The 25,545-nt window shown below is 62.5% G+C and carries 30 protein-coding genes; 13 read left to right on the top strand and 17 right to left on the bottom strand.

From position 1 onward, the window contains the following. The first annotated feature begins 211 nt into the window (after positions 1-211). From ompC to ACRAWE_RS12650, 3 genes are all read left to right on the top strand, one after another. On the top strand, positions 212-1,309 hold the full coding sequence (gene ompC / locus ACRAWE_RS12640) for a porin OmpC (RefSeq protein ID WP_019454643.1): 1,098 nt from the start codon (positions 212-214) through the stop codon (positions 1,307-1,309). Positions 1,310-1,488: 179 nt separating this feature from the next. Continuing rightward, a complete protein-coding gene (locus tag ACRAWE_RS12645) occupies positions 1,489-2,337 on the top strand; it encodes a GNAT family N-acetyltransferase (protein WP_432525431.1) in 849 nt (282 codons plus the stop codon). Positions 2,338-2,353: 16 nt separating this feature from the next. Next, positions 2,354-3,184, top strand: a complete 831-nt coding sequence (locus tag ACRAWE_RS12650; protein ID WP_063919006.1) for a 5'-nucleotidase, lipoprotein e(P4) family — start codon at positions 2,354-2,356, stop codon at positions 3,182-3,184. A 3-nt stretch (positions 3,185-3,187) separates the two neighbouring features. Here the strand turns inward: ACRAWE_RS12650 and ACRAWE_RS12655 are convergent, their stop codons facing one another. From ACRAWE_RS12655 to ACRAWE_RS12680, 6 genes are all read right to left on the bottom strand, one after another. Beyond that, entirely contained in the window at positions 3,188-3,706 is a 519-nt protein-coding gene (locus ACRAWE_RS12655; protein WP_019454646.1) for a GNAT family N-acetyltransferase, read from the bottom strand. A 2-nt stretch (positions 3,707-3,708) separates the two neighbouring features. Continuing rightward, positions 3,709-4,278 carry a helix-turn-helix domain-containing protein gene (locus ACRAWE_RS12660; RefSeq protein ID WP_211129554.1) on the bottom strand — a complete coding sequence of 190 codons (570 nt, stop codon included), beginning with the start codon at positions 4,276-4,278 and terminating at the stop codon, positions 3,709-3,711. 69 nt (positions 4,279-4,347) lie between these two features. Next, positions 4,348-4,659 carry an AzlD domain-containing protein gene (locus ACRAWE_RS12665; protein ID WP_019454648.1) on the bottom strand — a complete coding sequence of 104 codons (312 nt, stop codon included), beginning with the start codon at positions 4,657-4,659 and terminating at the stop codon, positions 4,348-4,350. Next, a complete protein-coding gene (locus ACRAWE_RS12670; RefSeq protein ID WP_432525432.1) occupies positions 4,656-5,366 on the bottom strand; it encodes an AzlC family ABC transporter permease in 711 nt (236 codons plus the stop codon). The genes ACRAWE_RS12665 and ACRAWE_RS12670 overlap by 4 nt, the downstream gene beginning before the upstream one ends. 71 nt (positions 5,367-5,437) lie before the next feature. Next, on the bottom strand, positions 5,438-6,286 hold the full coding sequence (locus ACRAWE_RS12675) for an AraC family transcriptional regulator (protein ID WP_019454650.1): 849 nt from the start codon (positions 6,284-6,286) through the stop codon (positions 5,438-5,440). A 30-nt stretch (positions 6,287-6,316) separates the two neighbouring features. Beyond that, on the bottom strand, positions 6,317-7,771 hold the full coding sequence (locus ACRAWE_RS12680; RefSeq protein WP_211129553.1) for an MFS transporter: 1,455 nt from the start codon (positions 7,769-7,771) through the stop codon (positions 6,317-6,319). Positions 7,772-7,874: 103 nt separating this feature from the next. Between ACRAWE_RS12680 and ACRAWE_RS12685 the strand changes: the two genes are divergently transcribed. From ACRAWE_RS12685 to ACRAWE_RS12700, 4 genes are all read left to right on the top strand, one after another. Then, complete coding sequence (locus tag ACRAWE_RS12685) at positions 7,875-8,528, top strand: helix-turn-helix transcriptional regulator (protein WP_025159993.1); 654 nt, start codon at positions 7,875-7,877, stop codon at positions 8,526-8,528. Positions 8,529-8,707: 179 nt separating this feature from the next. Then, a complete protein-coding gene (locus ACRAWE_RS12690; RefSeq protein ID WP_019454653.1) occupies positions 8,708-9,202 on the top strand; it encodes a DUF2878 domain-containing protein in 495 nt (164 codons plus the stop codon). Between the two features lie 108 nt (positions 9,203-9,310). After that, positions 9,311-10,231: a drug/metabolite exporter YedA gene (gene yedA, locus ACRAWE_RS12695; protein ID WP_025159994.1), complete on the top strand. Its 921-nt coding sequence runs from the start codon at positions 9,311-9,313 to the stop codon at positions 10,229-10,231. Positions 10,232-10,337: 106 nt separating this feature from the next. Beyond that, the gene (locus ACRAWE_RS12700) at positions 10,338-10,514 is read left to right on the top strand and encodes a hypothetical protein (protein ID WP_016928550.1); all 177 of its coding nucleotides are present in this window, start codon (positions 10,338-10,340) and stop codon (positions 10,512-10,514) included. Here the strand turns inward: ACRAWE_RS12700 and ACRAWE_RS12705 are convergent. Further along, positions 10,502-11,413 carry a LysR family transcriptional regulator gene (locus ACRAWE_RS12705; protein WP_019454655.1) on the bottom strand — a complete coding sequence of 304 codons (912 nt, stop codon included), beginning with the start codon at positions 11,411-11,413 and terminating at the stop codon, positions 10,502-10,504. The genes ACRAWE_RS12700 and ACRAWE_RS12705 overlap by 13 nt on opposite strands. A gap of 98 nt (positions 11,414-11,511) precedes the next feature. Here ACRAWE_RS12705 and ACRAWE_RS12710 point away from each other — a divergent pair, with 98 nt between their 5' ends. From ACRAWE_RS12710 to ACRAWE_RS12720, 3 genes are all read left to right on the top strand, one after another. Then, entirely contained in the window at positions 11,512-11,877 is a 366-nt protein-coding gene (locus ACRAWE_RS12710) for a DUF6516 family protein (protein WP_019454656.1), read from the top strand. Beyond that, positions 11,877-12,257, top strand: coding sequence for a MarR family transcriptional regulator (locus tag ACRAWE_RS12715; protein WP_019454657.1), 381 nt, complete (start codon positions 11,877-11,879; stop codon positions 12,255-12,257). The genes ACRAWE_RS12710 and ACRAWE_RS12715 overlap by 1 nt, the downstream gene beginning before the upstream one ends. Before the next feature lie 106 nt (positions 12,258-12,363). After that, positions 12,364-13,083, top strand: a complete 720-nt coding sequence (locus ACRAWE_RS12720) for an SDR family oxidoreductase (protein ID WP_019454658.1) — start codon at positions 12,364-12,366, stop codon at positions 13,081-13,083. Positions 13,084-13,089: 6 nt separating this feature from the next. Here the strand turns inward: ACRAWE_RS12720 and ACRAWE_RS12725 are convergent, their stop codons facing one another. The 9 genes from ACRAWE_RS12725 to ACRAWE_RS12765 form a co-directional block, all read right to left on the bottom strand. Next, positions 13,090-13,872: a phosphate/phosphite/phosphonate ABC transporter substrate-binding protein gene (locus ACRAWE_RS12725; protein WP_025159995.1), complete on the bottom strand. Its 783-nt coding sequence runs from the start codon at positions 13,870-13,872 to the stop codon at positions 13,090-13,092. 7 nt (positions 13,873-13,879) lie between these two features. Then, positions 13,880-14,653 (bottom strand): ABC transporter permease, encoded by a 774-nt coding sequence (locus ACRAWE_RS12730; protein WP_211129552.1) that lies wholly within the window; start codon positions 14,651-14,653, stop codon positions 13,880-13,882. After that, on the bottom strand, positions 14,650-15,585 hold the full coding sequence (locus ACRAWE_RS12735; protein ID WP_019454661.1) for an ABC transporter ATP-binding protein: 936 nt from the start codon (positions 15,583-15,585) through the stop codon (positions 14,650-14,652). The genes ACRAWE_RS12730 and ACRAWE_RS12735 overlap by 4 nt, the downstream gene beginning before the upstream one ends. Next, a complete protein-coding gene (locus tag ACRAWE_RS12740; protein WP_019454662.1) occupies positions 15,582-16,742 on the bottom strand; it encodes an ABC transporter permease in 1,161 nt (386 codons plus the stop codon). The genes ACRAWE_RS12735 and ACRAWE_RS12740 overlap by 4 nt, the downstream gene beginning before the upstream one ends. A gap of 61 nt (positions 16,743-16,803) precedes the next feature. After that, positions 16,804-17,733: a glycine betaine ABC transporter substrate-binding protein OsmF gene (osmF, locus tag ACRAWE_RS12745; protein ID WP_197667355.1), complete on the bottom strand. Its 930-nt coding sequence runs from the start codon at positions 17,731-17,733 to the stop codon at positions 16,804-16,806. 13 nt (positions 17,734-17,746) lie between these two features. After that, positions 17,747-18,805: a fatty acid desaturase gene (locus tag ACRAWE_RS12750; protein ID WP_432525433.1), complete on the bottom strand. Its 1,059-nt coding sequence runs from the start codon at positions 18,803-18,805 to the stop codon at positions 17,747-17,749. Positions 18,806-18,895: 90 nt separating this feature from the next. Further along, entirely contained in the window at positions 18,896-19,372 is a 477-nt protein-coding gene (locus ACRAWE_RS12755) for an OsmC family protein (protein WP_019454665.1), read from the bottom strand. Between the two features lie 140 nt (positions 19,373-19,512). After that, positions 19,513-19,887, bottom strand: a complete 375-nt coding sequence (locus ACRAWE_RS12760; protein ID WP_025159996.1) for a cell envelope integrity protein TolA — start codon at positions 19,885-19,887, stop codon at positions 19,513-19,515. Between the two features lie 43 nt (positions 19,888-19,930). Next, positions 19,931-20,842 carry a LysR substrate-binding domain-containing protein gene (locus ACRAWE_RS12765; protein WP_019454667.1) on the bottom strand — a complete coding sequence of 304 codons (912 nt, stop codon included), beginning with the start codon at positions 20,840-20,842 and terminating at the stop codon, positions 19,931-19,933. 140 nt (positions 20,843-20,982) lie between these two features. On the opposite strand from ACRAWE_RS12765, the gene ACRAWE_RS12770 reads away from it, so the two are divergent. The 3 genes from ACRAWE_RS12770 to ACRAWE_RS12780 are packed head-to-tail and all read left to right on the top strand — an operon-like array spanning position 20,983 to position 24,115. Further along, positions 20,983-21,627 (top strand): hydrolase, encoded by a 645-nt coding sequence (locus ACRAWE_RS12770; protein WP_004939390.1) that lies wholly within the window; start codon positions 20,983-20,985, stop codon positions 21,625-21,627. Between the two features lie 49 nt (positions 21,628-21,676). Beyond that, positions 21,677-22,222 carry an antibiotic biosynthesis monooxygenase gene (locus ACRAWE_RS12775; protein ID WP_019454668.1) on the top strand — a complete coding sequence of 182 codons (546 nt, stop codon included), beginning with the start codon at positions 21,677-21,679 and terminating at the stop codon, positions 22,220-22,222. A 21-nt stretch (positions 22,223-22,243) separates the two neighbouring features. Next, entirely contained in the window at positions 22,244-24,115 is a 1,872-nt protein-coding gene (locus ACRAWE_RS12780) for an amidohydrolase (protein ID WP_019454669.1), read from the top strand. Between the two features lie 102 nt (positions 24,116-24,217). On the opposite strand, the gene ACRAWE_RS12785 is transcribed toward ACRAWE_RS12780, so the two are convergent. Further along, the gene (locus ACRAWE_RS12785) at positions 24,218-25,348 is read right to left on the bottom strand and encodes a Gfo/Idh/MocA family protein (RefSeq protein ID WP_019454670.1); all 1,131 of its coding nucleotides are present in this window, start codon (positions 25,346-25,348) and stop codon (positions 24,218-24,220) included. Positions 25,349-25,545 lie beyond the last annotated feature (197 nt).

The raw sequence follows: 25,545 nt of genomic DNA on the forward strand, positions 1-25,545 counted from the left end.
TAACTGTAGACCAGCCGCTGACCGTCGGCTGAAGAAAAAATTCACCCTTTGCGCGACTTTTTTAATCGTTCGACATGAAAATGAATTTTTTGTCATAAATAGATCACATTACTACGGTAAAAATTCTCCGCCGCCAACAGTCAGGCGGCACAGTAAAACAGCAATGCAACTGATGATAAGCGTCTTTTAATCGAATAAAGCAGGGTAACCCATGAAACGTAATCTTCTGGCCGTTATTATTCCGGCACTTTTACTTGCGCAAGCGGCACAGGCAGCAGAAATCTACAATAAAGACGGCAACAAACTCGATTTTTACGGTCGTGTGAAAGCCCTGCATTATTTCTCCGATGATGCCGGCAACGACGGTGATAAAACCTACGTTCGTATCGGCTTTAAAGGTGCCACCCAGATTAATGACATGCTGACCGGTTACGGCCAGTGGGAATATCAGATCGCCGCCAACCATTCTGAATCTGACGGCACCAAAGACACTAAAACGCGTCTGGGCTTCGCCGGTCTGAAATATAAAGACTTCGGGTCTTTCGACTACGGTCGCAACTACGGCATTATTTACGACGTCGGCGCCTGGACGGATATGCTGCCTGAATTCGGCGACGACGCTTACGTCAAAACCGACAACTTCATGAACGGCCGCACCAACGGCGTCGCCACCTACCGTAATAACAACTTCTTCGGCCTGGTCGACGGTCTGAAATTCGCCGTGCAATACCAGGGCAAAAACGAAAACGACGGCCGCTCCGCCAGCAAGGCGAACGGCGACGGCTGGGGCCTTTCCTCCAGCTATGAAATCATCGACGGTCTGAGCGTGGGCGCCGCCTATGCCTCTTCCAACCGTACCGCCAGCCAGAAAGCGGGCACCTTCGGTAAAGGCGACAAGGCCGATATCTGGGCCGCCGGTCTGAAATACGACAATAACGATGTCTACCTGGCCGCGACCTACTCGGAAAGCCGCAACATCGCGCCTATTTCCGGCACCGCCACCATCAATAACCGTTCCACCTCCGTCAGCGGCTTCGCCAATAAAGCCGAAGGCCTGGAACTGGTTGCACAATATCAGTTCGATTTCGGTCTGCGTCCATCGCTGGGTTACGTTCAGCAGAAGGGTAAAGATATTGAAGGCATCGGCGATACCGACCTGGTGAAATATATCGACGTGGGCGCGTATTATTATTTCAACAAGAACATGTCGACCTATGTCGATTATAAAATCAACCAGCTCGACAGCAATAACAAGCTGGGTCTGAAAGACGACAACGTGATTGCCGTCGCCCTGACCTATCAGTTCTGATGTGATGAATGAATAACCACCACTGCAAACTTTAGCGTCACTTGATACCCAGAGTTTTATTTCGCCGGGCGGCTGCGTCCGGCTTTTTTGTTTTTATTTTCCCGCCAACGAATCCCCCGGCTTGCCTTGCCAAACAAACGGGTCTACATGTATAGCTTTCCCCCCGAGCGGAATCAGCCATGCATAACGACGGACGCTTCGATTACCACAACGCCTTGCGCTACAGCAGCGACGAACTGGCCAACATCCTCAACCACTGTTTTGAAAACTACATCGTGCGCTTCGTTGTCGACGGGCCGACCTTCGCCGCCCGCTTCGGCGCCGAAGACCTCAGCCTGAACGACAGCCTGATCGTCACCCATCGCCATGAACCGGTGGCGGTGGCGCTGATCGCCCGCCGCGGCCAGCACAGCCGGGTGGCGGCCTTTTCCGTGCGCCCGGAGATGCGCGGCCAGGGGCTGGGCAAGGCGCTGATGCGGCGGCTGGTGGCGGATGCCCGCCAGCGCGGCGATCGGCGGCTGTCGCTGGAGGTGATCGAAGGCAACGACGCCGCGCTGGCGCTGTATCATGGCGCCGGGCTGCGCATCGTGCGCACTCTGACCGGCCATCAGGCGCCGGCGGAAGTGCCGTCTGGCACGGCGACTCTGCAGGCGGTCGATCCGTTGACCGTCAGCCATCGCCTGACGGCGGAAGGCGCCACCGACCTGCCCTGGCTGATCGCCCCCGAATCGCTGTTCAAACTGCCGGGCAAACCGCAAGCTTATACGCTCAATCGTCAGGCTTACGCCGTGGTGATGCCCGGCGCCGAGCACTGCTGGCTGCGCCTGATCTACGTGCCGCCGCAGCACCGCGGCCAGGGGCATGCCCGCACCTTGCTGGCCGCGCTGCAGGCGCAGTTCGCCCCTTTGCCGCTGACCGCCAACGTCTTTGTGCCGGAGGTGGCCGCCCCCTTCTTTACGCATCTTGGCTGGCGGCAGGATCCTCTGCGTCAGTTCGAGATGGATATGCTGCTGGACAGTCCACAATAAAAAGCGAGAGATAACGATGGCAGGAAAACAGGTACGGAAACTCACCCTCGGCGCGGCGATTGGCGTCGCGCTGCTGACATTGGCCGGTTGCGCGCAGCCGCCGCGCACCGATGCGCAGGCCCAGCAGCGGCTGGCGGATCAATCGGTGCTGGCGGTGAACTGGTTCCAGCAGTCCGGCGAATACCAGGCGCTGGCGCATCAGGCGTTCAACAGCGCGCAGCGCGCCTTCGATCAGGCCAGGGCCGCACCGGGCCGCAAAAAGGCGGTGGTGGTCGATCTGGATGAAACCATGCTGGACAACAGCGCCTACTCCGGCTGGCAGGCGCAGCAGGGCCAGCCGTACGACGGCGCCACCTGGGCCCAATGGACGCGAGCCGAACAGGCCCGCGCGGTGCCGGGCGCGGTGTCGTTCGCCCGCTACGTCAACGGCCATCAGGGGACGATGTTCTACGTCTCGAACCGCAAACAGAGCGAATATGCCGCCACGGTGGCCAACATGCAGAAACTCGGTTTCACCGGCATGTCGGAAAAAACCGTGCTGCTCAGCACCGACACCTCCAATAAGCAGGCGCGCTTCGACGCCATCAAACAAGCCGGTTATGACATCGTGGTGTACGCGGGCGACAACCTGAACGACTTCGGCGCCGCGACTTACCACCAGGATAACGCGCAGCGCCGGGCGTTCGTCAGCGAGAACCAGAGTAAGTTCGGCACCGAATTCATCGTGCTGCCCAACCCGATGTACGGCGATTGGGAAAGCGGCCTGGCCCGCGACTACAACAAGCTGACGCCGCAGCAAAAATTGCAGGTGCGCCAGCAGGCGATCAACGCCTGGAGCGGGCGCTAACCCTCACAGCAGTTTGTACATATAGCAGGTGGCCTCCAACGCCCCGCCGTCGCTGGCGCGGGCGTATTGCGGAATGTCGCCCGCCGCCTCGAATCCCAATTGGCGGTATAACCCCTGCGCCGCGCTGCCGCTCAGGGTGTCCAGCACCAACAGGCTGCGTTGATGGTGCGCCGCCAGCGCCTGCACTTCCTGCATCAGCAGCCGCGCGACGCCCTGCCGCCGCGCCTGCGGGTGCACCATCAGCTTGACCACTTCCGCCCGGTGGCGGCCGTTGTCCGGCATCGCCAGCAGCAGCTGCACGGTGCCGACCGGCCGGCCGTGCGCGAGCGCCACCAGCATCGCGCGTTCTCCCCGCGCCAGGGCCGGCAGCAGCCCCTGCCAAAACGCCTGCGCCTGTTCTAGCGTAAAGGGCATGACGAAACCGATGCTGGCGCCGTGCGCTACGCTGGCGTGCAGCATCTCGGCCAAGTCGGCAATGGCGCTTTGCGCCGCGCCGGCGTCCCACTGTTGCAGTTCAATCATGATTAGGGCCTGCAGATAACGAGCGTGTAATGGGCCGGCTCAGCGCCGGGGACATGGAAACGGGAGGCGCCGAACAGGCGATAGCGCAGACAGTCGCCGGGCGACAGCCGGAAAACGCGCCCTTCCAGCGTCAGTTCCAGCTGCCCGGACAGCAGCCAGAGGTGATGCTCCAGCGCCGGAATCGACGGCAGGTCGTAATCGATCTGCGTGCCGGCATCGAGCCGGGCTTCGATAAACTCGGCCTTATACAGCGCGGCGGGAGGAGAAACGGCGCGGCGCTGAAAACCGCTGGCGCGATCGACCCACACCGGCTGTTGCTGCAGCCGCAGCAGCTCCGGCGGTTCGTCTTCGATTTCACTCAGCAGGCGCGACATGGTCAGCCCGTAGGCGGCGCACAGCCGGTTCAGCAACGACGCCGTCGGGCTGGTTTCTGCGCGCTCTACCCGCGAGAGGGTCGCCCGGCTAAGATCGGTGCGCTGCGCCAGCACCTCCAGCGACCACCCTCGTTGCTGACGCAAATCCGCCAGCCGTTGCGCCAACCTCAGGTCGGCATGATCCAGACCGTTATCCACCGTTCATACTCCGCGTCAAAATCCCATATAAGAGAAATAATCTCAAATTAGAGATATGGCAAGCGGATTTTAAAAAACGCCGCGCAGCGCGATGAAAATCAGCATGCTCAGCAACACCACCGCCAGCATGTTGCGCAGGAAAAATGCCAGTATTACCGCAAACACCGCGCCCCACAGGTAAGGATTGTCCGGCGCGGCTCGCAGCTGGTCGCCGCTGAAGGCGACAATCGGCCCGCAAATCGCCGTCAGCACCGCCGGTACGGAAAAACTCAACAGGGTCTTAACGCGCGGCGACAGGCGCAGCGGCAACCCCGGCGCCAGAAAACAGTAGCGGTTGAAGAACACCACCAGCCCCATCAAGGCGATCGTCAGCCAGATCATCCGCGCCCCCCGCTGCACAGCAGCCCGACCAGCATCGCCGCCACGGTGGCGATCACCAATGCGCCCGGCGTCTGAAAATGGTGCAGCACGATGGAAAGCAGCAGCGCGGTCAGCACGCAGGCCAACACCGGCAGGCTGCGCACCAGCGGCACCACGATGGCGATAAAGGTGGCGGCGATGGAAAAGTCCAGCCCGTAACCGTCCAGATCCCCGGAGCTGCCGGCGGCCACAATGCCGAGCAGCGTGGAGAGGAACCAGCACAAATAGAAGGTCAGCCCGGCGCCCAGCGCATACCAGCGGTTAAAACGCGCCGGCGTCTGTTCGCCGGTCAGCGCGAACAGCTCATCGGTGAGCAAGAACCCCAGCGCCAGCCGCCAGCGCAGCGGCAGCGGCGCGATGCGCTCGCGCAACCGCAGCGCGTAAAGAAAATGCTGGGCGGTGACGAAAAAGGTCGATAACAAGATCGCCAGCAGCCCGGCGCCGCCCTTGATCATGCCTATCGCCACCAGCTGCGACGCGCCGGCGAACACGATGGCCGACATGCCCAGCCCCTGCGCCGGCGTCAGGCCGCTTTGCATCGCCATCGATCCGGCCAGTACGCCCCACGGCACCACCGCCAGGCACAGCGGCAAGATCGCCGCCCCGCCCTGCAGCGCAGGGCGCAGGCGGGCGGACGGCGGTGTGATGAGGGGGATTGAATCAGTCATGCGCTTCTCCTTGGGTTGAAGAAGCCAGCTTACGGCGCGCGTGCACACGGGTATTGCACCCGATTGCCCGGCTATTTCAGCGATTTGACGTAGTCGCCCGGCGTAACGCCCATTGATTTGCGGAAATGGCGGTGGAAATGGCTTTGATCGTGAAAACCGCAGCTCAGTGCGCTGTCCAGCACGCTGCTGCCGGCCTTCAGCATGCCGCGCGCCTTGCGCAACCGCGCCTGAATTTGATAGGCATGCGGCGGCAGACCGGTGGCCTGCTGAAACTGTCGCAGCAGGTAATAAGGGCTGAGCGCCACGCGCTCCGCCAGCTCCAGCAGCGAAATGTCCGCCTCGGGAAAATCGTCGAGAAAGGCTTTCACCCGCGCCACCTGGCTTTGCGCCCGGCTCTGCGGCGCAGGGTCGATGCGGCTTTTGCCGTGCCGCAACATCAGCCAGGTCAGCGCCGAGAATACCATGGTCTCCTTCATCAGCCGGTTCTCATCGCTGCGCAGCAGGCTGAACGCCATCCGCAGCTGACCGGCCAGGCCGATGTCATGCACCACCGGGTTGGGGAAATAAGGCGTCGCGCCGGCGCCGGTTTTCAGATCGCGCGACAAAAAGGCCAGCAGCTCCGGCGTCGGATACATCGCCTGATATGACCAGCCCTCTTCGGTGGCGGAACTGCCGGTGTGGATGTCGTCGGCGTTGACCAGAATAATGCTGCCCAGCGGCGCCACGTGTTCACCGCCGGTACGGTAGAAGCGCTGGGCGCCGTCGTCGATGACGCCCACGCAAAAGCCTTCATGGCTATGGCGCGAGAAGCTCTGGCGGCGGTAGGTGGCCTGCAGCACTTCCAGCCCGCCGAGATCGTCGACGTGCATGAAATGGGCCTGTTCCCGGGATGCTTTGCGTGCTGCGCCTTCCGCCTTCATCTTGCCTACCTCCGCTGAATGAGAGGCATTCTAGCACTCGCGCGAGGGCGGGTTTTGTACAAAATTGCCCGTCTCGGCGCCCGGTGGTGCAATCGCCGCGCAGCGCCAGGCGCTGAATACCGCCAGCAGTGGCGCCAGCGCGAATGCCAGGAACAGCCAACGCGCCGCCGACGCCGCACCCGCCGCGCCCCCCGGATCGTTCAACCCCGCCAGGTTGGCTATCATCCCGGCCAGCGCCGCACCGAACGCGGTAGCGAACAGCTGCACCGTGGTTATCGAAGCGCCGGCGATATCTTTGTCCGCTTCGGGCGCCACCTGCAAAATGCGCGTCAGCAGGTGCGGCCAGCCAAAACCGATACCGAACCCCACCAGCGACAGTGCAATGACGATCGGCGTCAGCACCTGCCAGTGGCCGCCGGACGGTACCGGCATCAGGATCGCCAGCGCCAGTAGCCCCACCAGCACGAACAGCGGCCCGCTGACGATCGCCCGGCGAATGCCCGCCCCGCGCCAACCGGAGCTGAGGATCTCGGACAGCGTCCAGCCGGCGGCCATGGTGGCGGCGATATAGCCGGAGATCAGCGGCGACTGGCCGTGCAGCAGCTGCAGGAAATACGGTACGAAGATCTCGCTGGTCATGCCGATCACCAGCAACGCAGTCGTGATGTACAACGCCGCCAACGATGAGCCGCGCCGCAGCGCGCCGTGCGGCAACAGGCGGGCGCGCGAGTGCGCTTCGCGTTTCAGCAGCCAGGCCATCAGCGCTAACGAGAGCGCGATGCCCGCCAGGTTGATCCAGGCGCTGTGCGCCAGGCTGCCGGCGGACACCACCAGTACCGCCACGGTCAGCAACAGCAGCTGTACGGTCGGCAATGGCGCGGCCGCCTGCTGCGCCTTGCCCTTGGGCAGGATCACAAAGGTAAACGCGGCGTACAGCGCCATGATCGGCAGCAGAATGCCGAAGGCCCAGCGCCAGGCGTGCAGTTCGGCGAAAATGCCGCCCACCGCCGGCCCCACCAGGGTGGCGATGCCCCACATCGCCGAGATGAGCGCCATGGCGCGCGGCCACAGCCGCTGCTCGAACACCAGGTTGATCATCGCGTAAGAGAGCGCAAAGATCAGCCCGCCGCCGAAACCCTGTACCGTGCGGCCGATCAGCATCACCGGCATGCTCGGCGCCAGCGCACACAGGGCCGCCCCGGCGAGGAAGAACAGCGAAGCCACCAGATAGGCGCTACGCGCGCCGTAACCGCTGAGCAAGCGGGCAGACAACGCGGAGCCGAGGATCGACGCCACCACGAACAGCGTAGTGTTCCAGGCATAGAGATCCAGCCCGCCGATATCCTGCACCACCGAGGGCAGAATGGTGGTGGCGACCAGAATATTGATGGCATGCAGCGCTACGCCGAGCGAAAGTGCGATCGCACTGGCCGCATTTTTGCCGGAGAAAAGGTCGCTCCAGCGGCTATCGTCATGGGTTATCACGGTTGTCGTCCTGTTTTCAGAGGAATGGCATTGAGTTGGTCATGAGATTGCGTTAAATTTAACAAGAGTTATCTTGGAATAAGTTAGGGCGAGGCGGAGAAATATGTCAAGAATAAACTTGGAAAATGGCGGAGGCACCGCACAATCGGTCAGTGACCGATTGCTGACGCTATTGAAAACCCGCGGCCCGCAGCAAGCTTCTGATGCAGGAAAGGTGCTCGGCACCACCGGTGAAGCGGCCCGCCAGCAGTTCGTCAAGCTGGCGAAAGAGGGACTGGTCGAAGCGGTAGCCGAAACGCGCGGCGTGGGCCGCCCGGTGCAGTTGTGGCATTTGACCTCGGCCGGCAACGCGCGCTTTCCCGATACCCATGCGGACCTGACGGTACAGCTGCTGCGCACCGTGCGCGACAAGCTGGGCGAACAGGCGATCGACGTGCTGATCGAGACCCGCGAGCAGGAAAACCGCATCAACTACAAGCAGGCGATGATCGGCGCCGCTGACCTGGAAGAGCGCGTGGCGCGCCTGACCGAAATCCGCTGCCGCGAAGGCTATATGGCCGAATGGGGCCGCGAAGAGGACGGTTCCTACTTGCTGGTGGAGAACCACTGCCCGATCTGCGCCGCCGCCACCGTCTGCCAGGGCTTCTGCCGGGCGGAACTGAGCATCTTCACCGAAGTGCTGCAGGCCCAGGTGGAACGCGCCGAGCACATTCTGGCCGGCTCGCGCCGCTGCGCCTACCGGATTTCTCTCCTGTAACGCCGATTTTTGCCCCGGTTTTCAACCGGTACAGATTATTCTGCTTGTGCACCCTGCACCTTCCCTTCTAAGGTTTAATTAACGAACATTCAGGCAAACGGCGGGCCTCGCGCCCGCTCAGGCAAATCCGTCGGCGCGTTTAGCGCGCAGCGGCAGAGTAACCCCACGGGAGTTGAACGATGAAGAAGCCGCATGCCGGATTCTGGCTGGCGACGCTGGGACTGGGCGTCTGCTGGCTGCTGGCGCTGCTGACTCGCGATCGGCTCAACGGCATACTGCTGGCCGGCGCGGCGCTGGCATTGATCTTTACCCCCGCTGCCCGCCGCAAAGGCGCAGCCCTGACTGCCTTGGGCGGCATCGGCATGGATGGGCTGTGGAGCTACAGCGGCGTGCTGCACTACAGCGGGCAACACGGCCTGCCGCTCTGGACCATCGCGCTGTGGATCGGCTTCGGCTGCTGGTGGTATTGGCTGCTGGACGTGGTCAGAGCGGCGCCCTGGCCGCTGGCGGTGTTGGGCGCCGCCGTCGGCCCCTTCGCCTACGCCGTGTCCTGGAAGCTGGACGCCTTGCTGCCCGGCGTGCCGCCGGAGTTCATGCTGCTGCTGTTGGCCATCGGCTGGTCGATTTACCTGCCGGCAGTCAGCTGGCTGCAGTGGAAACAGCAGGACCATTGAACGGCTTTCGGCAGCCGGAAAAATAATGCCGAAGGCCATTGCTTATCGGTTGCCCGATCGGGTTTACTGAGCGTTCTAATAATAATCATCCCTGCAAAATACAATCCTATGCTTAGCCAACAAAGCCGTAGCGTCCTGCCGTTGATCGGGGCGTTGTTCACGTTATATATCGTTTGGGGTTCCACCTATTTCGTCATTCGTCTCGGCGTCGCGCAGTGGCCGCCGCTGATGATGGCCGGCATTCGCTTTCTGACAGCCGGCATCGTGCTGTTCGGTTTCCTGGCCTGGCGCGGTCACGCGCTGCCGACGCCGAAGCAGTGGCTGGCCGCCGGCGTCATCGGCATTCTGCTGCTGGCGGTGGGCAACGGCCTGGTGACGGTGGCGGAACACCAACACGTGCCCTCCGGCATCGCGGCGGTGATGGTGGCGACGGTACCGCTGTTCACCCTCTGCTTCAGCCTGCTGTGGGGCATGCGCAACACCAAACTGGAATGGGCCGGCATCGCGCTCGGGCTAGTGGGCATCGTGCTGCTTAACACCGGCAACAACCTGGTGGGCAACCCGACCGGCGCGCTGCTGATCTTGCTGGCGTCGGCCAGCTGGGCCTTTGGGTCGGTATTGGGATCGCGCATCTCGCTGCCGGTCGGGCCGATGGCCGGTGCGGCGGAGATGCTGGTGGCCGGCGTAGTGTTATTGGTCGCCAGCCAACTGAGCGGCGAGCACCTGACTCAGATACCGAGCGCCAGCGGCTTTCTGGCGCTGGGGTATCTGATCGTCTTCGGCTCGATGCTGGCGATCAGCGCCTATATGTTCTTGTTGAAGAACGTGCGCCCGGCGGTCGCCACCAGCTATGCCTACGTCAACCCGGTGGTGGCGGTGCTGCTCGGCATCGGTTTTGCCGGCGAATCACTGGCGCCGCGCGAGTGGCTGGCGCTGGTGATCATCGTGGCGGCGGTGGTGCTGGTGACGCTGGGAAAATACCTGTTCGCCCGCCCGGCCCGCGTGCAGGCCATCGACAGCGAACGGTAGCGATCACAAAGGGCGGTCTGCGGGCCGCAGTTAAAAACGATTCTTGTTTCACCCGGCGAAGGGGCTATAATTCCCGCTGTTCCAAGCAACCTGCGAAATTATTCCTATGCTGAAAAAAGCGTTCGTCATCGTCATCGCCCTGTGCGCCTTCGGTTCTCTGGGCGGCGTGTTCCTCGCCGGGCTGAACATCTACACCCGTTCCACCACCCCGCACGAAGAAAGCGCGCCTGCCGGGGACGCCGCCGCCACGCCGGCGCAAACCGAAACCCTTCAGGCCAAGTGATCGTCCATCCAACGCTGGCAGCGCTGCTGTAAGAAGCGCTGCAGCTGCCTGACGCGCTCCGAGATCTGCGAGCGATGCGGGCAGACCAGATTGATCGGCACCGCGTCGCTGCGCCATTCCGGCAACAGTTGCACCAGCCGCCCGGCACGAATGTCGGCCGCCACGTCGATCGCCGACTTGCGCACCACGCCGTGCCCGGCCAGCGCCCAGCGCCGCGCCACCTCACCGTCATCGGTAAAATAGCTGCCGTTCAGCGGCACTTCGACCAGCTCCTCACCGCGCCACAGCCGCCATTCCACCTGCCGTTTGCCGCTGGGTTGATACACCAGAATGCTGTGCCTGGCCAAATCGGCCGGCGTTTGCGGCTCGCCGTGCCGCCGCAGGTAATCCGGGCTGGCGCAGATCAACCGCCGATGCTGTGGCAAGATCGGCAGCGCCACCAGCGAAGAGTCGGCCAGCGATCCGAAACGCAACGCCACGTCCACCGGCTCGCGAAACAGATCGGCCTGCCGATCGTTGATCAGGAGCTGCAGTTGAATATGCGGGTGCTGAAGCCGAAACTCATCCAGCCAGCCGAGCAGCAGATTGCGACCGAAATCCGACGGCGCGGAAATCTGCAGCACCCCGGACAGCCCCTGATGCTTCTCGCGGATCGCCTGCTCTCCTTCGGCCAACGCCCCCAACGCCAGGCGCGCGCTGTCGAGATAGCGCGCCCCCTCCTCCGTCAGCCTCAGGCTGCGCGTTGAACGCACCAACAGCCGCGCGCCCAGCTGCTGCTCCAGCCTTTTCACCGCAATGCTGGCCGCCGCCGGCGTCATATCCAGCGCGCGCGCGGCAGCGGAAAAACTGCCACCATCCACCGTGCGGACAAACACCTCGAGATCGACAAATGAGGTCATGCATTTCCCTTCTTAGAAAGCCGACTTCGCGGCATGGCGGGTTGACGATAAAACGCCCAATGATTATGATTAGATCATAACAAATGGAGTTTTGAGCAATGGATGAACGCAATGGACTGGACTACATCCTTAGCCTGCATGGCACGCGGGTTAATCGTGAGGATGGCTATTGGTGGAAAATAGAGGCCTGGACGGTGACCCAAACGGCCTTTATCCCTCATGGCATCCGTTACAATTTGACCCTGCATGATAACCACAATACCCGGATTTTTGGCATAGATAACGCGCATGCCATTAAAACGCCCCGCAAAGGAAAGTTTTCTGGCCGCGTCGTTTACGATCACCAACACGACTCCCCAACGGACGAAGGCTCACCCTACGAGTTTTATTCCGCTTATCAGTTGGTGGAGGATTTTTTTACCCGGATAGATGAAGTCATACGCAAGAGAGAAAATCGAGGTTGATGATGAAAGCACTGATTGGCGTGATGCCTGAAGAACTGATTCGCAAACGCATACTGGCGATCGCAAAAGGGGAATATCAGCCGCAGGAGCGTGAGCCCAACGTGTGGTTCACGTCGATGATTGCGCTGGCCCAGGTGCTCAGCAACGAGAATATCGCCCTGCTGCGTCTGATCGACACAGCCCGCCCAGAGACCATCAGTCAGTTGGCCGAACTGTCGGGCCGCCAGGTCAGCAACCTGTCAACCACGCTGAAAACGCTGAGCGGGCACGGCCTGGTGGCGCTGGAAAAACAGGGGCGTTCGGTGAAACCCCGCGCGCTGTTTACCGATTTCGAGATTATCGTGGATCAGAAGTTAAACGCCCGCTTTAGCGCGGCATGATCTTTAAAATTCATTAACAAGTGTTTGTCAGTAAGGCCGATTGTTAGGTGATTTTCAATCAGGAAAGATAGATCACGTTGAAACTTACCCTAAAAGAGGCCTTAACATGACGATTCCCGATTCCCCCCTGAAACGACAAAAGCTGGTGATCCTGGGCGGTACCAGCGGCATTGGCGCCGCGGTGGCCTACGCGGCGGCGGCGCGCGGCGCTGAAGTGGTGTTGGCTTCGCGCCGCCTTCCTCAGGCCGGGGAGAAAAACGGTGCGCTGCGCCTGATGCAGGCCGATCTGGCCGATGAAACGTCGCTGCAGGCGCTGTTTGCCGCCGTCGGCGCTTTCGACCATCTGGTGATCACCGCCGGGCCGCTGGTGCAGGCGAAACCGCTGGCGGAGACCGCCCTTGAACAGGCGCAGGCCGACTTCAACGTCAAATTCTGGGGCAGTTTGCGCGCGGTGCAGGCCGCGCTGCCGACGCTGGCGCCGCAGGGTTCCATCACCCTGACCTCCGGTCAGCTGTCGCGTAAATACCTCGGCGGCCAGCTGGTCAAAACCGCCATCAATGCCGCGCTGGAAGCGGCCGGAAAACAGCTGGCGAAGGAGCTGGCGCCGCGGCGGGTGAACGTGGTCAGCCCCGGCATCACCGCCACCGAAGCCTATGACGGCATGAGCGCCGCACAGCGTCAGGCACTGTTCGAACGGGTTGGCGGCAGTCTGCCGGTCGGTCGCATCGGCCAGCCGGCCGACGTCGCGGCGGGTTACCTGCTGGCGATGGAGAACGGCTTCGTCACCGGCAGCGTGATCGACATCGACGGCGGCGGCCTGTTGTAACGGCGGCTAGAGCGCCGTCACGCCCTGCGCGGCAGCCTGCTGTTCCAGCACGGTGATAATCTGGTAGGCCGAACGCGGCACCAGGCTGAAATCGCCGATCAGCAGGCGATCGCTGACCGCCTCATCCAGCATCGCTCGGGCGCCGGCGCGCAGAATTTCCAGCTGCTCCGGCGGCGTGCCCGCGGCGGTGATCAGCGGCAAACCCGGCACCGCCGCCGTACGGCCGATAATTTTCAGCCCCTCCAGCGCCTGCGGCTGTGCGCGGCGCAGCAGTTCCATGCTGATGGAATCGATGGCGGCGATATCGGCCTGCCCGCTGCGGATCAGCTTCAGCGACTGATAATGCGCGCCGGAGGCGATAGCCGCGCCGAAGAATTTCCCGTCCTGCGCCAGCGGCGCGATCAGCGCGCGCAGGCCGTTGTAGCCGGACTGGGAATCGGTGCTGTTATAGGCCGCCGTCCGGCCGCGAAAATCCGCCAGCCGCTCGCCGGGATCGTCGGCGCGCACCACCAGCCAGCTGCGATAATTCGGCCCGTCGCACCCTTCAACCCGGTAATGGTAAGTGCCGATCAGCTGCACCTGCGGCAGGCTGCTGACCAACGGATAACCGCAGGTCTGGCTGAGCAGCAGATCCTCGCGCCGCCAGTGCTGCGCCAGATCGTCCGGCCAACTGAGCTGCTCCGGCGCGGCCGGCAACCCCAGCCGCAGCAGTTTGTCGCGCAGAACCTGCCAGAAGGATTCGGCCTGCTCCCGGCCAACGCCGTACATCGGTAGAGACACCTGCATCATTTCCCCCTTACCCCGCCGGAGTGGTCGCCAGCGTCTGCTGACGCCAGGCGGTGAGATAACGCACCCAACGTTCAAACAGCATATCGGTGATAATAGCCAACAGCGCCACTACCGCCGCGCCCTGGATCACATAGGCGGTGTTAAACCCGCTCAGGCCGATGATGATCGGCGAACCGAGCGTCTTGGTGCCGACGGTGGAAGCGATGGCCGCCGTGCCGATATTGATGATCACCGAGGTGCGGATCCCGGCGACGATCACCGGCGCCGCCAGCGGCAGTTCCACCCGCAACAGAATTTGCCAGGCGCTCATCCCCACACCGCGGGCGATCTCTCGCGTGGCGGGCGGCACCGATTCGATACCCGCCAGCGTGCCCTGCAGGATCGGCAGCAGGCCGTACAGCACCAGCGCGATGATCGCCGGCTGTTCGCTGAAGCCCATCACCGGCACCGCTACCGCCAGCACCGCCACCGGCGGAAAGGTCTGCCCCACCGCCACCACCGTTTCCACCAGCGAACGAAACTCCCGGCCGCTGCGCCGGGTCACGGCGACACCGGCCGCCACGCCGATCGCCACCGCGATCAGGCTGGAGATCGCCACCAGCAGCAGGTGCGCTGCCACCAACGCGATGAAGCTGTCTTGCTGGTAAATTGGCCGATCCAGGTCGGGGAACCAGGCGGCGAACAGACCGCGTAAATGATCCATGCCAAATACCAGCGCCAACAGCAGCGCCAGCGTCCAGAGCAGCGGATCGCGCAGCAGGCGCCCGATGCGCCCGCTCATGACAGCGCCTGCCCGGCGATCAGATCGTTGAAATGCAAGACCCCCAACGCTTCGCCCCGTTCATCCACCACCGGCAAGCAGTCGCTGCCGCGCGCCACAAAGACCGACAGCGCCTCGCGCAGGCTCAGGGCGGCGGCGATAGGTTCGCCCGCGGCGACGCCGGGCCGCACCCGCTCCGCCACCGTCCCCAGCGACAGCAGTTTGATGCCGCGATCGCTGCGCCCGAAAAAGTCACGCACGAAGTCGTTGGCCGGCGCGGTCAGCAATTCCAGCGGCGTGCCCTGTTGTACCACCCGCCCCTGGTCGAGCAGCACCAGACGATCCGCCAGGCCCAGCGCTTCGTCGATGTCGTGCGTAACCAGCACGATGGTGCGGCCGGAGAGCTGATGAATGCGGGCGATCTCCGCCTGCAGCGCCGCACGGGTGACCGGATCCAGCGCGCCGAACGGTTCATCCATCAGCAGCACCTCGGGATCGGCCGCCAGCGCGCGCGCCACACCCACCCGCTGCTGCTGCCCGCCGGAAAGCTGATGCGGATAGCGGCGGCGAAACAGATCCGGCTCCAGATGCAACAGCTCCAGCAGTTCGCTAACCCGATCGCGAATGCGCGCGCGCGGCCATTTCAGCAACTGCGGCACGGTGGCAATGTTCTCCTCCACCGTCCAGTGCGGAAACAGGCCGATCGATTGGATCGCGTAGCCCATGCGCCGCCGCAGATCCTGCGGTTTAAACGACTGGATCTCTTCGCCGGCAAAGAAAATCTTGCCCCGATCGTGTTCGATCAGGCGGTTGATCATTTTTAACGTGGTGGACTTGCCGGAGCCCGAGGTGCCGATCAACACGGTGAATTCGCCCTCGGCGATGTGCAGCGTGAGATCGTCCACCGCCGGCTTGCCCTGAAAAATTTTGCTGACTTGCTCAAAGTGAATCATCGGCGCGATACGTCCAGGATTGAAACCCAAAATTTAAACAGCGAATCGACGATGACCGCCATCATGACCACCGGGATCACCCCCAGCAGAACCAGATCCAGCGCGCTGCTGAGTAGCCCCTGAAATACGATGGCGCCAAAGCCGCCGGCACCGATCAGCGCCGCCACCACCGCCATGCCGACGGTCTGCACCGCCAGAATACGCACGCCGGTCAGGAACAGCGGCAGCGCCAACGGCAGCTGCACGCGCAGGAAGATCTGCCCGCGCGTCAACCCCATGCCGGTAGCGGACTCAATCACGCCGGCCGGTACGCTTTGCAGCCCCGCCACCACGCTGCGCACCAGCGGCAACAGCGCGTACAGCACCAGCGCCACGATCGCCGGCGCCATGCCGATACCGCTGACGCCGTGTTCCGCCAGCCAGGGCACCGCCACCGCCAGCCCCGCCAGCGGTGCGATCAGCAGGCCGAACAGCGCGATCGACGGCACGGTCTGGATAATGTTCAACACGGAGAAGATCGGCCGCTGCCAGCGCTCGGAACGAAAGCACAGCACCCCGAGCGGCACACCGATCGCCAGCGCAGGCGCCATCGTCGCCAGCAGAATGGTCAGGTGCTGCAACAGCGCGGCGTCAAACACCTCCTGCCGATTATGGTACTCCTTCAGCAGCGACAGCTGATCGAGCTGATGGCCGAACAGCAGCAGCGCCGGCGGCACCAGCACCAGCGCATTGCCGAGCATCCGCCGCAGGTGCGATGCCGTGAGACGCGCCATGGCGTCGGCGGCGATCAGCAGGCTCAGCGCCATCGTCAACCAGCAGCCGCTGCCCCAGGAGGTGCGAGCCAACCGCGATCCCTCCTGCGCCAGACGTCCGGCGGCCTGGCCGCTGATCCAGAACGCCAGCGTCAGTACACCACAGGCGGCCAACGCCGCCAGCAGCGCACGCCCCCGCGTCGGCGGCAGCAGGCTGAGGATCGCCAATGTCGCCAGCGGCAACAGCAGCCACAGCGCCGGGCCGTGCAGCAGGGAGTACAAGGAAAGGCTTTTACCCGACAACAGACGATTGGGGGCGTAACTGAGGAACGGCAGGCCGAAGGCGGCCAGCAGCAACAGCATGAACAGCGTCAACAAGACGCGATGTTTTACGGCGATAATCAAAGAAACTCTCCGGCTCCATCGGTTCACCCCCTCTCCCGGCGACAGAGGGGGCACCTCGGCGTTATCCCTTAACAAACCCTTTCTCTTTCAGGTAAGCGGCCGCCACCTGTTTGGCGTCCTGCCCTTCCACGGCGATCTGTGCATTGAGCTTTTGCAGCGTCGGCCCGTCCAGAGAGGCGAACACCGGTTTCAGCAACTCGGGCAGGTTGGCGTGTTCTTTCAACGCCGCCTCGCGCACGATCGGCGCCGGCGCGTAGATAGGCTGTACGCCTTTCGGGTCCGCCAGCGTCTGCAGCCCCAACGCCGCTACCGGGCCATCGGTGCCGTAGGCCATCGCCGCGTTGACGCCGGAGGTCTGCTCGGCCGCCGCCTTGATGGTCACCGCCGTGTCGCCGCCGGCCAATGACAGCAGCTGATCCTGATTCAGCTTGAAGCCGTAGGCGCTTTGGAATGCCGGCAGCGCATCCGGCCGCTCGATAAACTCCGCCGAGGCCGCCAGCTTGAACTTGCCGCCGCCGTTGATCCACTTGCCGAGATCCGCCAGCGTTTTGAGATGGTTGGCGTCCGCCACGTCCTGCCGAATGGCGATGGTCCAGGTGTTGTTGGCCGGCGCCGCATCGAGCCAGACGATTTTGTTTTTGTCGTAGTCGAGCTGTTTCACCTTCTCGAAACCGGCCTGGGCGTTCTTCCACGCCGGATCTTTCTCATCAGAGAAGAAAAACGCGCCGTTGCCGGTGTATTCAGGGTAGATGTCGATCTCGCCGGAGGTGATGGCGCCACGCAGCACCTTGGTGGTGCCGAGCTGCAGCTTGTTGGTGGTTTTGATGCCATTGGCTTCCAGCACCTGCACGATGATGTTGCCGAGCAGCGAACCTTCGGTATCGATCTTGGAGCCGACGCGCACCGAGTCGGCCGCCTGCGCCAGACCGCTGGTGGCCAGCAGCGTCAGTGCGACGGCAAAGGAACGTCTGCGTGATAAGGTGATTGCCATACTTTTCCTCTGGTTATACGTTTTCCGGCTCATGGGCCAGTTCGGTTGGAAAATCCTGAGAAACGCGCTTCCAGCGCGCAATAAATTTTTTCTTCGGCAGGGCATCGCGTTCCTCACGCCGTTCACCGGCGCTCAGCGGATGCACGCCGACGTCGATCGGCGTCAGCGCGTAATCGCGCAGCCACTCACCATAACCCTGCGCGACGAATCCCTGGCTGCGGCGCTGATACGCCTCGCGTTCCGCCAGATAGACTTCGCGCAGGCCATACCAGGGCAAACCGGGCAGATCGTGATGTACTAAATGGTAGTTCAGATTGAGAAACAGCAGCCGCCACGGCCAGCCCGCCTCATTAATAATAGAACGTGCCTGCGGTGCGTCCACGGCACGATGCTCAAAAAACGATCTCACCTTGGTCAGCGCCAGCGCCGGGTAGCTGATGGCCAACAGATAAAACGCCGCGCCGATGCCCTGCGTCTGCAGCCAGCTCAGCAGCATCGCCAACAGCGACAGATGCGTCAGCCACATCGCCCAGGCGCGCAGATCGCCCGCCGCAAGCGTCTTCACGGCGCCGAACAGCGTGGCGACGATATCCAGCGCCGGGCCGAACAACACTCGGCCAATCAGCGTATTGCGCACGGCGGCCAGCCGCGGCAACAGGCGAGGATAGCGCCGCCACTGCGCGGCGCTGAAATAGTAGCTCTCGGGATCTTCGTGCGGGTCGGTCAGGTGATCGTTGCGGTGATGGCGCAGATGCGAATCGCGATACAGCCCATAGGGATACCACACCGCCAGCGGCAACAGGCCGAACAGCTGATTGACGCGCGGCCAGCGCGTCGGATGGCCGTGGATCAGCTCATGCTGCAACGACAGGTACCAGGTGGTCAGCAGGACAAGCGCCGGTGCGCCGAGCCACGGGCCCAACGCCTGCCAATAGTGCGCCACGCCGAACCAGCCGCCATACACTGCCGCCATCATTCCCCAGGTGGGCAGCTCCAGCCGCCAATACCAGCGCCGATGAAGCCGCCGGATGCGTTCGCGCTGTTCGGGATGCAAATAGTGGGCGTGGGACATGCTGCGGCTCGCGGTTGAGGATTTTCCCCCCAGTATCCGTGAGCCGTAACGGCGTTCAAAATAACGAAAATGGCAAAGCTAAGTGAAAATTCAGCGGGTTGCGTACTCGGCCTGCGGCTCGCACGCCACCGGGAAATTCACCGAGTTGGCGATAAAGCACAGGTGATGCGCCTTCTCGTGCAGCTGTTGCGCCAGCCGCAGATCGTCGCCGTCGCGCACCGTGACCTGCGGCCGCAGCGTCACCGAGGTGAAAAAGCCGCCGCGCGCCGCATCTTCACGCATCACCCCAACGGCGTTGTCCTGATAGGCCAGTACGGAAATGCCCGAGGTAGCGCACAGATGCAGATACCATAATTTGTGACAGGCGCTGAGCGAAGCCACCAGCAAATCCTCCGGATTCCAGCGCGTCGCGTCACCGCGAAAGGCCGGATCGGCTGAACCGGCGATATCTGCCTTGCCCACGGCGCCGATCAGGTGATCGCGCCCATAGGCGCGGTAATCTTCGGTGCCTGCGCCCAAATTCCCCTGCCAGGTGACCGCCACCTGATAATGATGCTCGCCTTTCATGCCTTTTTCTCCCGTTGACCGGCCAATGAAAAATCGCCTTGCTGCATGTCCGGAGAACACTATTGGCGGAAAAGCGCGAAGATGCAAACGGCGAAACGAGAAAAAACGGGCCGCGCAAGCGGCCCGTCGGTCATAGGTTTTCAGGGAACAAAATCGAGCACCACGGCGTTGAACAGCGCGTATTCGGTCGCGCTGGCCATCGGCGGAAACTGCGCCTGCTGCACCGCCGCGCTGGCCGCCGCGCACAGGGGCGCATCGCCTCTTACGATCTTGCTACTCGCCAGCTTGCCGTTCGGCAGCAGACGAATGCCGATGGTGCATCGTTGCCCGCGCGCGTGCTCCGGCAAACGCAGTTCGCGACTCACCGCATTATGCACCCGCACCGGATAGCTGAGCGGCGTCGTGGCCAACGCTTCAGCCTGCGGCGCCGGTAACGGTATGCCGGCCTGACGCCCGGCGCTCGTACCGCAACCGCTCAACAGCAGCAGCGCCAACAGACTTAGTCTCTTTTTCATTCCCTATGTCCTTATCGGGTTGTTGATCCTTATATGACGGCGCTTACTGCCCCGAAGGGTAGGCCTCGCCGTCATCCGCGTAGCGCTGCAGCCGTTCGCGCCACCATTTGGCCGCCAGGCCGCTGGCGCTTTCCCGCCAACCGAAATAGGCGACGTCGCTGCAGCGTTCAGACTCGACGCGTTTCGCCACCAGTTCACCGCTGTTCAGGTAAGGTTCCGCCAAGGAACGCGGCAGATAGCCGCAGCCCAGCCCGGCCAGCTGCGCCTGCAGCTTGGCGTCGAAGCCGAACACCGTCAGCGTATCCTGCTCTTCCAGCAGATTCAGGCTCTGCGGCGCGTTGACCCGCGAAGTGTCGCGCACCACCACCGCCCGGTGCTGACGGATTTCGTCCTTCGGCAAGGGTTCCGGCAATGCCGCCAGCGGATGCTGCGGCGCGACGGCGAACACGTAATCCAGCTGCCCCAGCCTGCTGAACGCATAGCCCACCCGCGACGGCGGCTCGCAGATGGCGCCGATGATAATGTCGGCGCAACCGTAGACCAGCGACTCCCAGGAGCCGGCCAGCACCTCGTGGCTGAAGCGCAGCCGGGTATGGTGATGCTGTTGGTAGAACTCGTCGATCAGCGGCAACAGGCGGGCAAACGGGAAAGAGGCGTCAATCCCGAGCGTGATCTCGCTTTCCCAGCCGTTTTCGACATAGCGCGCCTGCTGTTCCAGATCCTGCGCCGCCCGCAGCAGCACCCGCCCCTTTTCCAGCATCAGCTTGCCGGTATCGGTGAACTTCGCCCGATGCCCGGAGCGATCGAGCAGGGTGATGTCGAGATCGTTCTCCAGCTTTTGCACCATATAGCTCAGTGCCGAAGGGGTTTTAAACAGTGCGGCGGCCGCGGCGGCGAAAGATCCGTGCCGGTCCAGCGCGTCCAAAATCAGCAGCGCTTCCAGGTTTAATCTCATGCTTTCTCCCGTGTATAAAAAAACTCAACAAGTCGGCAAAAATTCTGCGGTATCTTTGAAATCGCCCTCTGCCTACCATGGGTTTTATCGGCGTTACACTCATCAGATGTTCAACCGAAATATCACTGGGAAGGTAAATTATGTCCAAGTTTCAACTGCTTGATAAAGACAATTCCGCACTGATTTTTATCGACCATCAACCACAAATGGCCTTCGGCGTGGCTAATATTGATCGTCAGCAACTGAAAAACAACGTTGTTGGTTTGGCGAAGGCAGGCAAGATTTTCAACGTCCCCACCCTTTTCACCTCGGTCGAAACCGAAAGCTTCAGCGGCTACATCTGGCCGGAACTGCTGGCGGTACACCCTGAAATCACCCCGATTGAACGCACCTCGATGAACTCCTGGGAAGACGCGGCCTTCGTCAAAGCCGTGGAAGCCACCGGCCGCAAAAAGCTGGTGATCTCCGCGCTGTGGACCGAAGTGTGCCTGACCTTCCCGGCGCTGATGGCGTTGGAAGCCGGCTATGAAGTGTATGTGGTGACCGACACCTCCGGCGGCACGTCCGTCGATGCGCACGAACGTTCGATTGACCGCATGGTGCAGGCCGGCGCCGTGCCGGTCACCTGGCAGCAGGTGCTGCTGGAATACCAACGCGACTGGGCGCGCAAAGACACCTACGACGCGGTGATGGCGCTGGTGCGCGAACACAGCGGCGCGTACGGCATGGGTGTCGACTACGCTTACACCATGGTGCACCACGCACCGGCGCGCACGGTGAAATAATCCCCCCTTGCCCCGGCCCTGTGCCGGGGTATTTTCAGGAGTTGGTTTTATGGCCCATCCGCAGCATGTCACGCTGGTGATCACCCACCGTTTGGCGCCGGGGAACGAGCAAGCCTATGAGGCCTGGCTGAACCGCATCATGCCGGATGCCGCAAGCTTCACCGGCCATCTGGGCGTCAACGTTATCCGCCCTTCCGGCGATGAACAGGCCTATACGGTGTTGGTGCGCTTCGACAATCTCGACAACCTGTACCGCTGGATCCACTCGCCGCTGCGCAAGCAATACATCGAAGAGGTCGCCCCGCTGCTGCTGGAGAACGACCATATCGAGATCCGCCCCGGCGCGGAGTTCTGGTTTACCCCGCCCAACCCCAGCGTGCGCCAGCCGCCCCAGTGGAAGCAATTCATCATCACCCTGCTGGTGATCTTTCCATCCACCAATCTGGTGCCCTGGTTTTGGGGGCTGGTGCTGCCGCAGCTGGACGGCACGCTGCTCGGCCATTTTCTCAATGACGCCACCGTGGTCGCCCTGGTGGTGTACCTGTGGATGCCTATCGTGACTCGCGTTTTTCATCAATGGCTGACCCGCCGCTAGGCGGTTCGCCGGGAGAATGTTATGAACCACCACGCTTCATTGATCATCACCAACGGCAAGTTTCACACCGTCGATCGCCAAAATCCTACCGCACAGGCGGTCGCCATCCGCGACGGCAAGTTTCTGGCGGTCGGCAGCGAAGGCGAAGTCATGCAACACGCCGGGCCGGAAACCCAGGTGATCGACCTGCACGGCCACACCGCCATTCCAGGCCTGAACGACTCGCACCTGCACCTGATCCGCGGCGGCCTGAACTACAACCTTGAGCTGCGCTGGGAAGGCGTGCCTTCGCTGGCCGACGCCCTGCGCATGTTGAAAGAACAGGCGCTGCGCACGCCGAGCCCGCAGTGGGTGCGGGTGGTCGGCGGCTGGACCGAATTCCAGTTCGCCGAACGCCGCATGCCGACGCTGGACGAGATCAACCAGGCGGCGCCGGACACGCCGGTGTTCATTCTGCACCTCTACGATCGCGCGCTGCTCAACCGCGCGGCGCTGAAGGTGGTCGGCTACACCAAAGACACGCCGAACCCGCCGGGCGGCGAGATCCAACGCGACGCCAACGGCAACCCGACCGGCATGCTGATCGCCAAACCCAACGCCATGATCCTGTACGCTACGCTGGCAAAAGGGCCGAAGCTGCCGCTGGAGCAGCAGGTCAACTCCACCCGCCAGTTTATGCGCGAGCTGAACCGTCTCGGCCTCACCAGCGCCATCGACGCCGGCGGCGGCTTCCAGAACTACCCGGAGGACTATCAGGTGATCGCCGAGCTGCACGAGAAAAAGCAGCTGACCATCCGCATCGCCTATAACCTGTTCACCCAGCGGCCGAAGCAGGAGCTGGAAGACTTCGAGCTGTGGACCGATATGCTCAAGCCGGGTCAGGGCACCGACTTTTACCGCCATAACGGCGCCGGCGAGATGCTGGTGTTTTCCGCCGCCGACTTCGAAGACTTCCTGCAGCCGCGCCCGGATCTGCCGCCGGGCACCGAAGACGAGCTGGAGCGGGTGGTGCGCCATCTGGTCGAGCACCGCTGGCCGTTCCGCCTGCACGCCACCTATGACGAATCCATCAGCCGCATGCTGGACGTGTTCGAGAAGGTGAACCGCGACATTCCGTTCAACGGACTGCACTGGCTGTTCGATCACGCCGAGACCATTACCGAACGCAACATCGAGCGGGTCAAGGCGCTGGGCGGCGGCATTGCGGTGCAGCACCGCATGGCGTTCCAGGGTGAGTATTTCGCCGACCGCTACGGCATCGAAGCCACCAAACATACGCCGCCGGTGGCGAAAATGCTGGCGGCCGAGCTGCCGGTCGGGCTGGGCACCGACGCCACCCGCGTCGCCAGCTACAACCCGTGGACGGCGCTGTACTGGCTGGTTTCCGGCCGCACCGTCGGCGGCATGGCGATGTACGACGACAGCGCCCGGCTGGATCGCGAAACGGCACTGATGCTGTGGACGCAGGGCAGCGCCTGGTTCTCCACCGAACAGGGCAAGAAAGGCCAGATCAAGGTCGGTCAGTTGGCGGATTTGGCGGTGCTGTCGCAGGACTACTTCAGCGTGCCGGAAGAGCAGATCAAAGGCATCGAGTCGGTCATGACGGTGGTGGACGGCAAAGTGGTCTACGCCGCCGGCAGCTTCTCGCCACTGGCGCCGCCACCGCTGCCGGTGTTGCCGGACTGGTCGCCGGTCACCCAGGTGCCGGGCCATTACCGCTCCGCACCGCCGTCGGCGGCGGCCCGCGTCGGGGTATTGAGCCAGGCGCATCAATGCTGCGGCCCGTGCGGCGTGCACGCACACCAGCATGACATCGCTCGCCGCTCCAGCATCCCGGTGTCGGATGAGAATGCCTTCTGGGGCGCATTCGGCTGTTCGTGTTTCTCGTTCTAAGCTATCAAGCCAATAACTTATTATAAAATTAACTTAATAAGGTATTAAGCTAACAGCATAATAAATTAATGGCGCTGTCCACGGGAGAGCGCCATTTCATTTTCAATCGCGGTTGATCTCCAGCCAGCGCCGCTGTTCGGCGGAGGCAGCTATCGCATCCAGCACGCAGGACACCTTCCACCCCTCTTCAAAGTCGGGCCACATGCGGTCGCCTGCGGCGATGCCGTTGACCAGATCGCGGATCTCCACCGTCTTCTGATCGTTAAAACCGATGCCGTGCCCGGCGCTGATGCAAAACGCCGCGTAGTCCGGGTGCTTTGGCCCCACCAGCAGCGTCTTGAACCCCTGCCGCTCCGCCGGTTCATCGTGCCGATACAGCTTCAGCTCCGCCATCCGCTCCTGGGTATAGCTCAGCGTGCCTTTGGTACCGGTGACCACATAGGTCAACCCCATCTTGCGCCCGCAGGCGATGCGCGAAGTTTCGATAGTGCCCATCGCGCCGCCGGCGAAACGCAGCAGCGCACTGGCCTGGTCTTCGTTTTCCACCGGGTGCAGACGCGTCGGGTCTTGCGGATCCGGGCGCTGTTTGATCACGGTCTGCATATCGCCGGAAACCGCCACGATATCGCCCACCAGGTAGTGCGCCATATTGACGATGTGCGCCGCCAGATCCCCGAGCGCGCCCAGCCCGGCGCTGGCGCGGCGGCAGTGCCAGTCGATCGGCGTGCGCGGGTCGGCCAGGTAATCCTCATTGTGGGTGCCGTAAAAATGCACCACCTCACCGATTTCGCCGTTGGCGATAATTTCGCGCGCCAGTTGGCTGGTGGGGTTTTTCATGTAGTTAAAACCGACCAGCGTTTTCACACCCTTGGCGCGAGCGGCCTGCACCATCTCCGCCGCGTCGGCGGCGTCCAGCGCCAGCGGCTTTTCCGAATACACGTGCTTGCCGTGACGTATCGCCTCCAGCGCCATCTCTTTGTGCAAGAAATTGGGCGCGCAGATGTCCACCACGTCGATCGCCGGATCGGCCACCAGCTGCCGCCAGTCGCCGGTCGAGCGCGCAAAACCGAATTCGGCGGCGCGCTGCGCCGCCAGCTCGGACGTCACCTCCGCCAGCATCTCCAGCACCAGTTCCCCCTTGAGGGGGAATACCGTGGCGGCCTGCGCATAGGCGATAGCGTGACAACGCCCGATATAGCCGGTGCCGATTAACCCAACGCGTACCTGTTTCATCATTCTCTCCCGTGACCGAAATCCTGCGTAGAACCAGGCGCCGCTCAATGAAACGCGCCGGTTGATAACGGGTTTATATGGAATATAAATTTCAATAACAAGCACACGGGAAAATAAAGTTCATATTCGTGATGACGTTCATGAAACCTTGACGGGATGATGCAACGGAGAAAGTCCGGACACGGCAGGTCGTATCC

This window comes from Serratia sp. BFP-2025 (assembly GCF_050880365.1).
Lineage (GTDB): Bacteria > Pseudomonadota > Gammaproteobacteria > Enterobacterales > Enterobacteriaceae > Serratia > Serratia surfactantfaciens.

Coding starts and splice junctions, on each gene's coding strand:
- ACRAWE_RS12785 (WP_019454670.1), bottom strand. CDS start 25,348: ATGAAACAGGTACGCGTTGGGTTAATCGGCACCGGCTATATCGGGCGT.
- ACRAWE_RS12650 (WP_063919006.1), top strand. CDS start 2,354: ATGGCAGGAAAACAGGTACGGAAACTCACCCTCGGCGCGGCGATTGGC.
- yedA (WP_025159994.1), top strand. CDS start 9,311: ATGCTTAGCCAACAAAGCCGTAGCGTCCTGCCGTTGATCGGGGCGTTG.
- ACRAWE_RS12655 (WP_019454646.1), bottom strand. CDS start 3,706: ATGATTGAACTGCAACAGTGGGACGCCGGCGCGGCGCAAAGCGCCATT.
- ACRAWE_RS12720 (WP_019454658.1), top strand. CDS start 12,364: ATGACGATTCCCGATTCCCCCCTGAAACGACAAAAGCTGGTGATCCTG.
- ACRAWE_RS12735 (WP_019454661.1), bottom strand. CDS start 15,585: ATGATTCACTTTGAGCAAGTCAGCAAAATTTTTCAGGGCAAGCCGGCG.
- ACRAWE_RS12690 (WP_019454653.1), top strand. CDS start 8,708: ATGAAGAAGCCGCATGCCGGATTCTGGCTGGCGACGCTGGGACTGGGC.
- ACRAWE_RS12685 (WP_025159993.1), top strand. CDS start 7,875: ATGTCAAGAATAAACTTGGAAAATGGCGGAGGCACCGCACAATCGGTC.
- ACRAWE_RS12765 (WP_019454667.1), bottom strand. CDS start 20,842: ATGAGATTAAACCTGGAAGCGCTGCTGATTTTGGACGCGCTGGACCGG.
- ACRAWE_RS12670 (WP_432525432.1), bottom strand. CDS start 5,366: ATGACTGATTCAATCCCCCTCATCACACCGCCGTCCGCCCGCCTGCGC.
- ACRAWE_RS12710 (WP_019454656.1), top strand. CDS start 11,512: ATGGATGAACGCAATGGACTGGACTACATCCTTAGCCTGCATGGCACG.
- ACRAWE_RS12715 (WP_019454657.1), top strand. CDS start 11,877: ATGATGAAAGCACTGATTGGCGTGATGCCTGAAGAACTGATTCGCAAA.
- ACRAWE_RS12775 (WP_019454668.1), top strand. CDS start 21,677: ATGGCCCATCCGCAGCATGTCACGCTGGTGATCACCCACCGTTTGGCG.
- ACRAWE_RS12725 (WP_025159995.1), bottom strand. CDS start 13,872: ATGATGCAGGTGTCTCTACCGATGTACGGCGTTGGCCGGGAGCAGGCC.
- ACRAWE_RS12675 (WP_019454650.1), bottom strand. CDS start 6,286: ATGAAGGCGGAAGGCGCAGCACGCAAAGCATCCCGGGAACAGGCCCAT.
- ACRAWE_RS12705 (WP_019454655.1), bottom strand. CDS start 11,413: ATGACCTCATTTGTCGATCTCGAGGTGTTTGTCCGCACGGTGGATGGT.
- ACRAWE_RS12700 (WP_016928550.1), top strand. CDS start 10,338: ATGCTGAAAAAAGCGTTCGTCATCGTCATCGCCCTGTGCGCCTTCGGT.
- osmF (WP_197667355.1), bottom strand. CDS start 17,733: ATGGCAATCACCTTATCACGCAGACGTTCCTTTGCCGTCGCACTGACG.
- ACRAWE_RS12730 (WP_211129552.1), bottom strand. CDS start 14,653: ATGAGCGGGCGCATCGGGCGCCTGCTGCGCGATCCGCTGCTCTGGACG.
- ACRAWE_RS12645 (WP_432525431.1), top strand. CDS start 1,489: ATGCATAACGACGGACGCTTCGATTACCACAACGCCTTGCGCTACAGC.
- ACRAWE_RS12770 (WP_004939390.1), top strand. CDS start 20,983: ATGTCCAAGTTTCAACTGCTTGATAAAGACAATTCCGCACTGATTTTT.
- ompC (WP_019454643.1), top strand. CDS start 212: ATGAAACGTAATCTTCTGGCCGTTATTATTCCGGCACTTTTACTTGCG.
- ACRAWE_RS12755 (WP_019454665.1), bottom strand. CDS start 19,372: ATGAAAGGCGAGCATCATTATCAGGTGGCGGTCACCTGGCAGGGGAAT.
- ACRAWE_RS12665 (WP_019454648.1), bottom strand. CDS start 4,659: ATGATCTGGCTGACGATCGCCTTGATGGGGCTGGTGGTGTTCTTCAAC.
- ACRAWE_RS12750 (WP_432525433.1), bottom strand. CDS start 18,805: ATGTCCCACGCCCACTATTTGCATCCCGAACAGCGCGAACGCATCCGG.
- ACRAWE_RS12780 (WP_019454669.1), top strand. CDS start 22,244: ATGAACCACCACGCTTCATTGATCATCACCAACGGCAAGTTTCACACC.
- ACRAWE_RS12760 (WP_025159996.1), bottom strand. CDS start 19,887: ATGAAAAAGAGACTAAGTCTGTTGGCGCTGCTGCTGTTGAGCGGTTGC.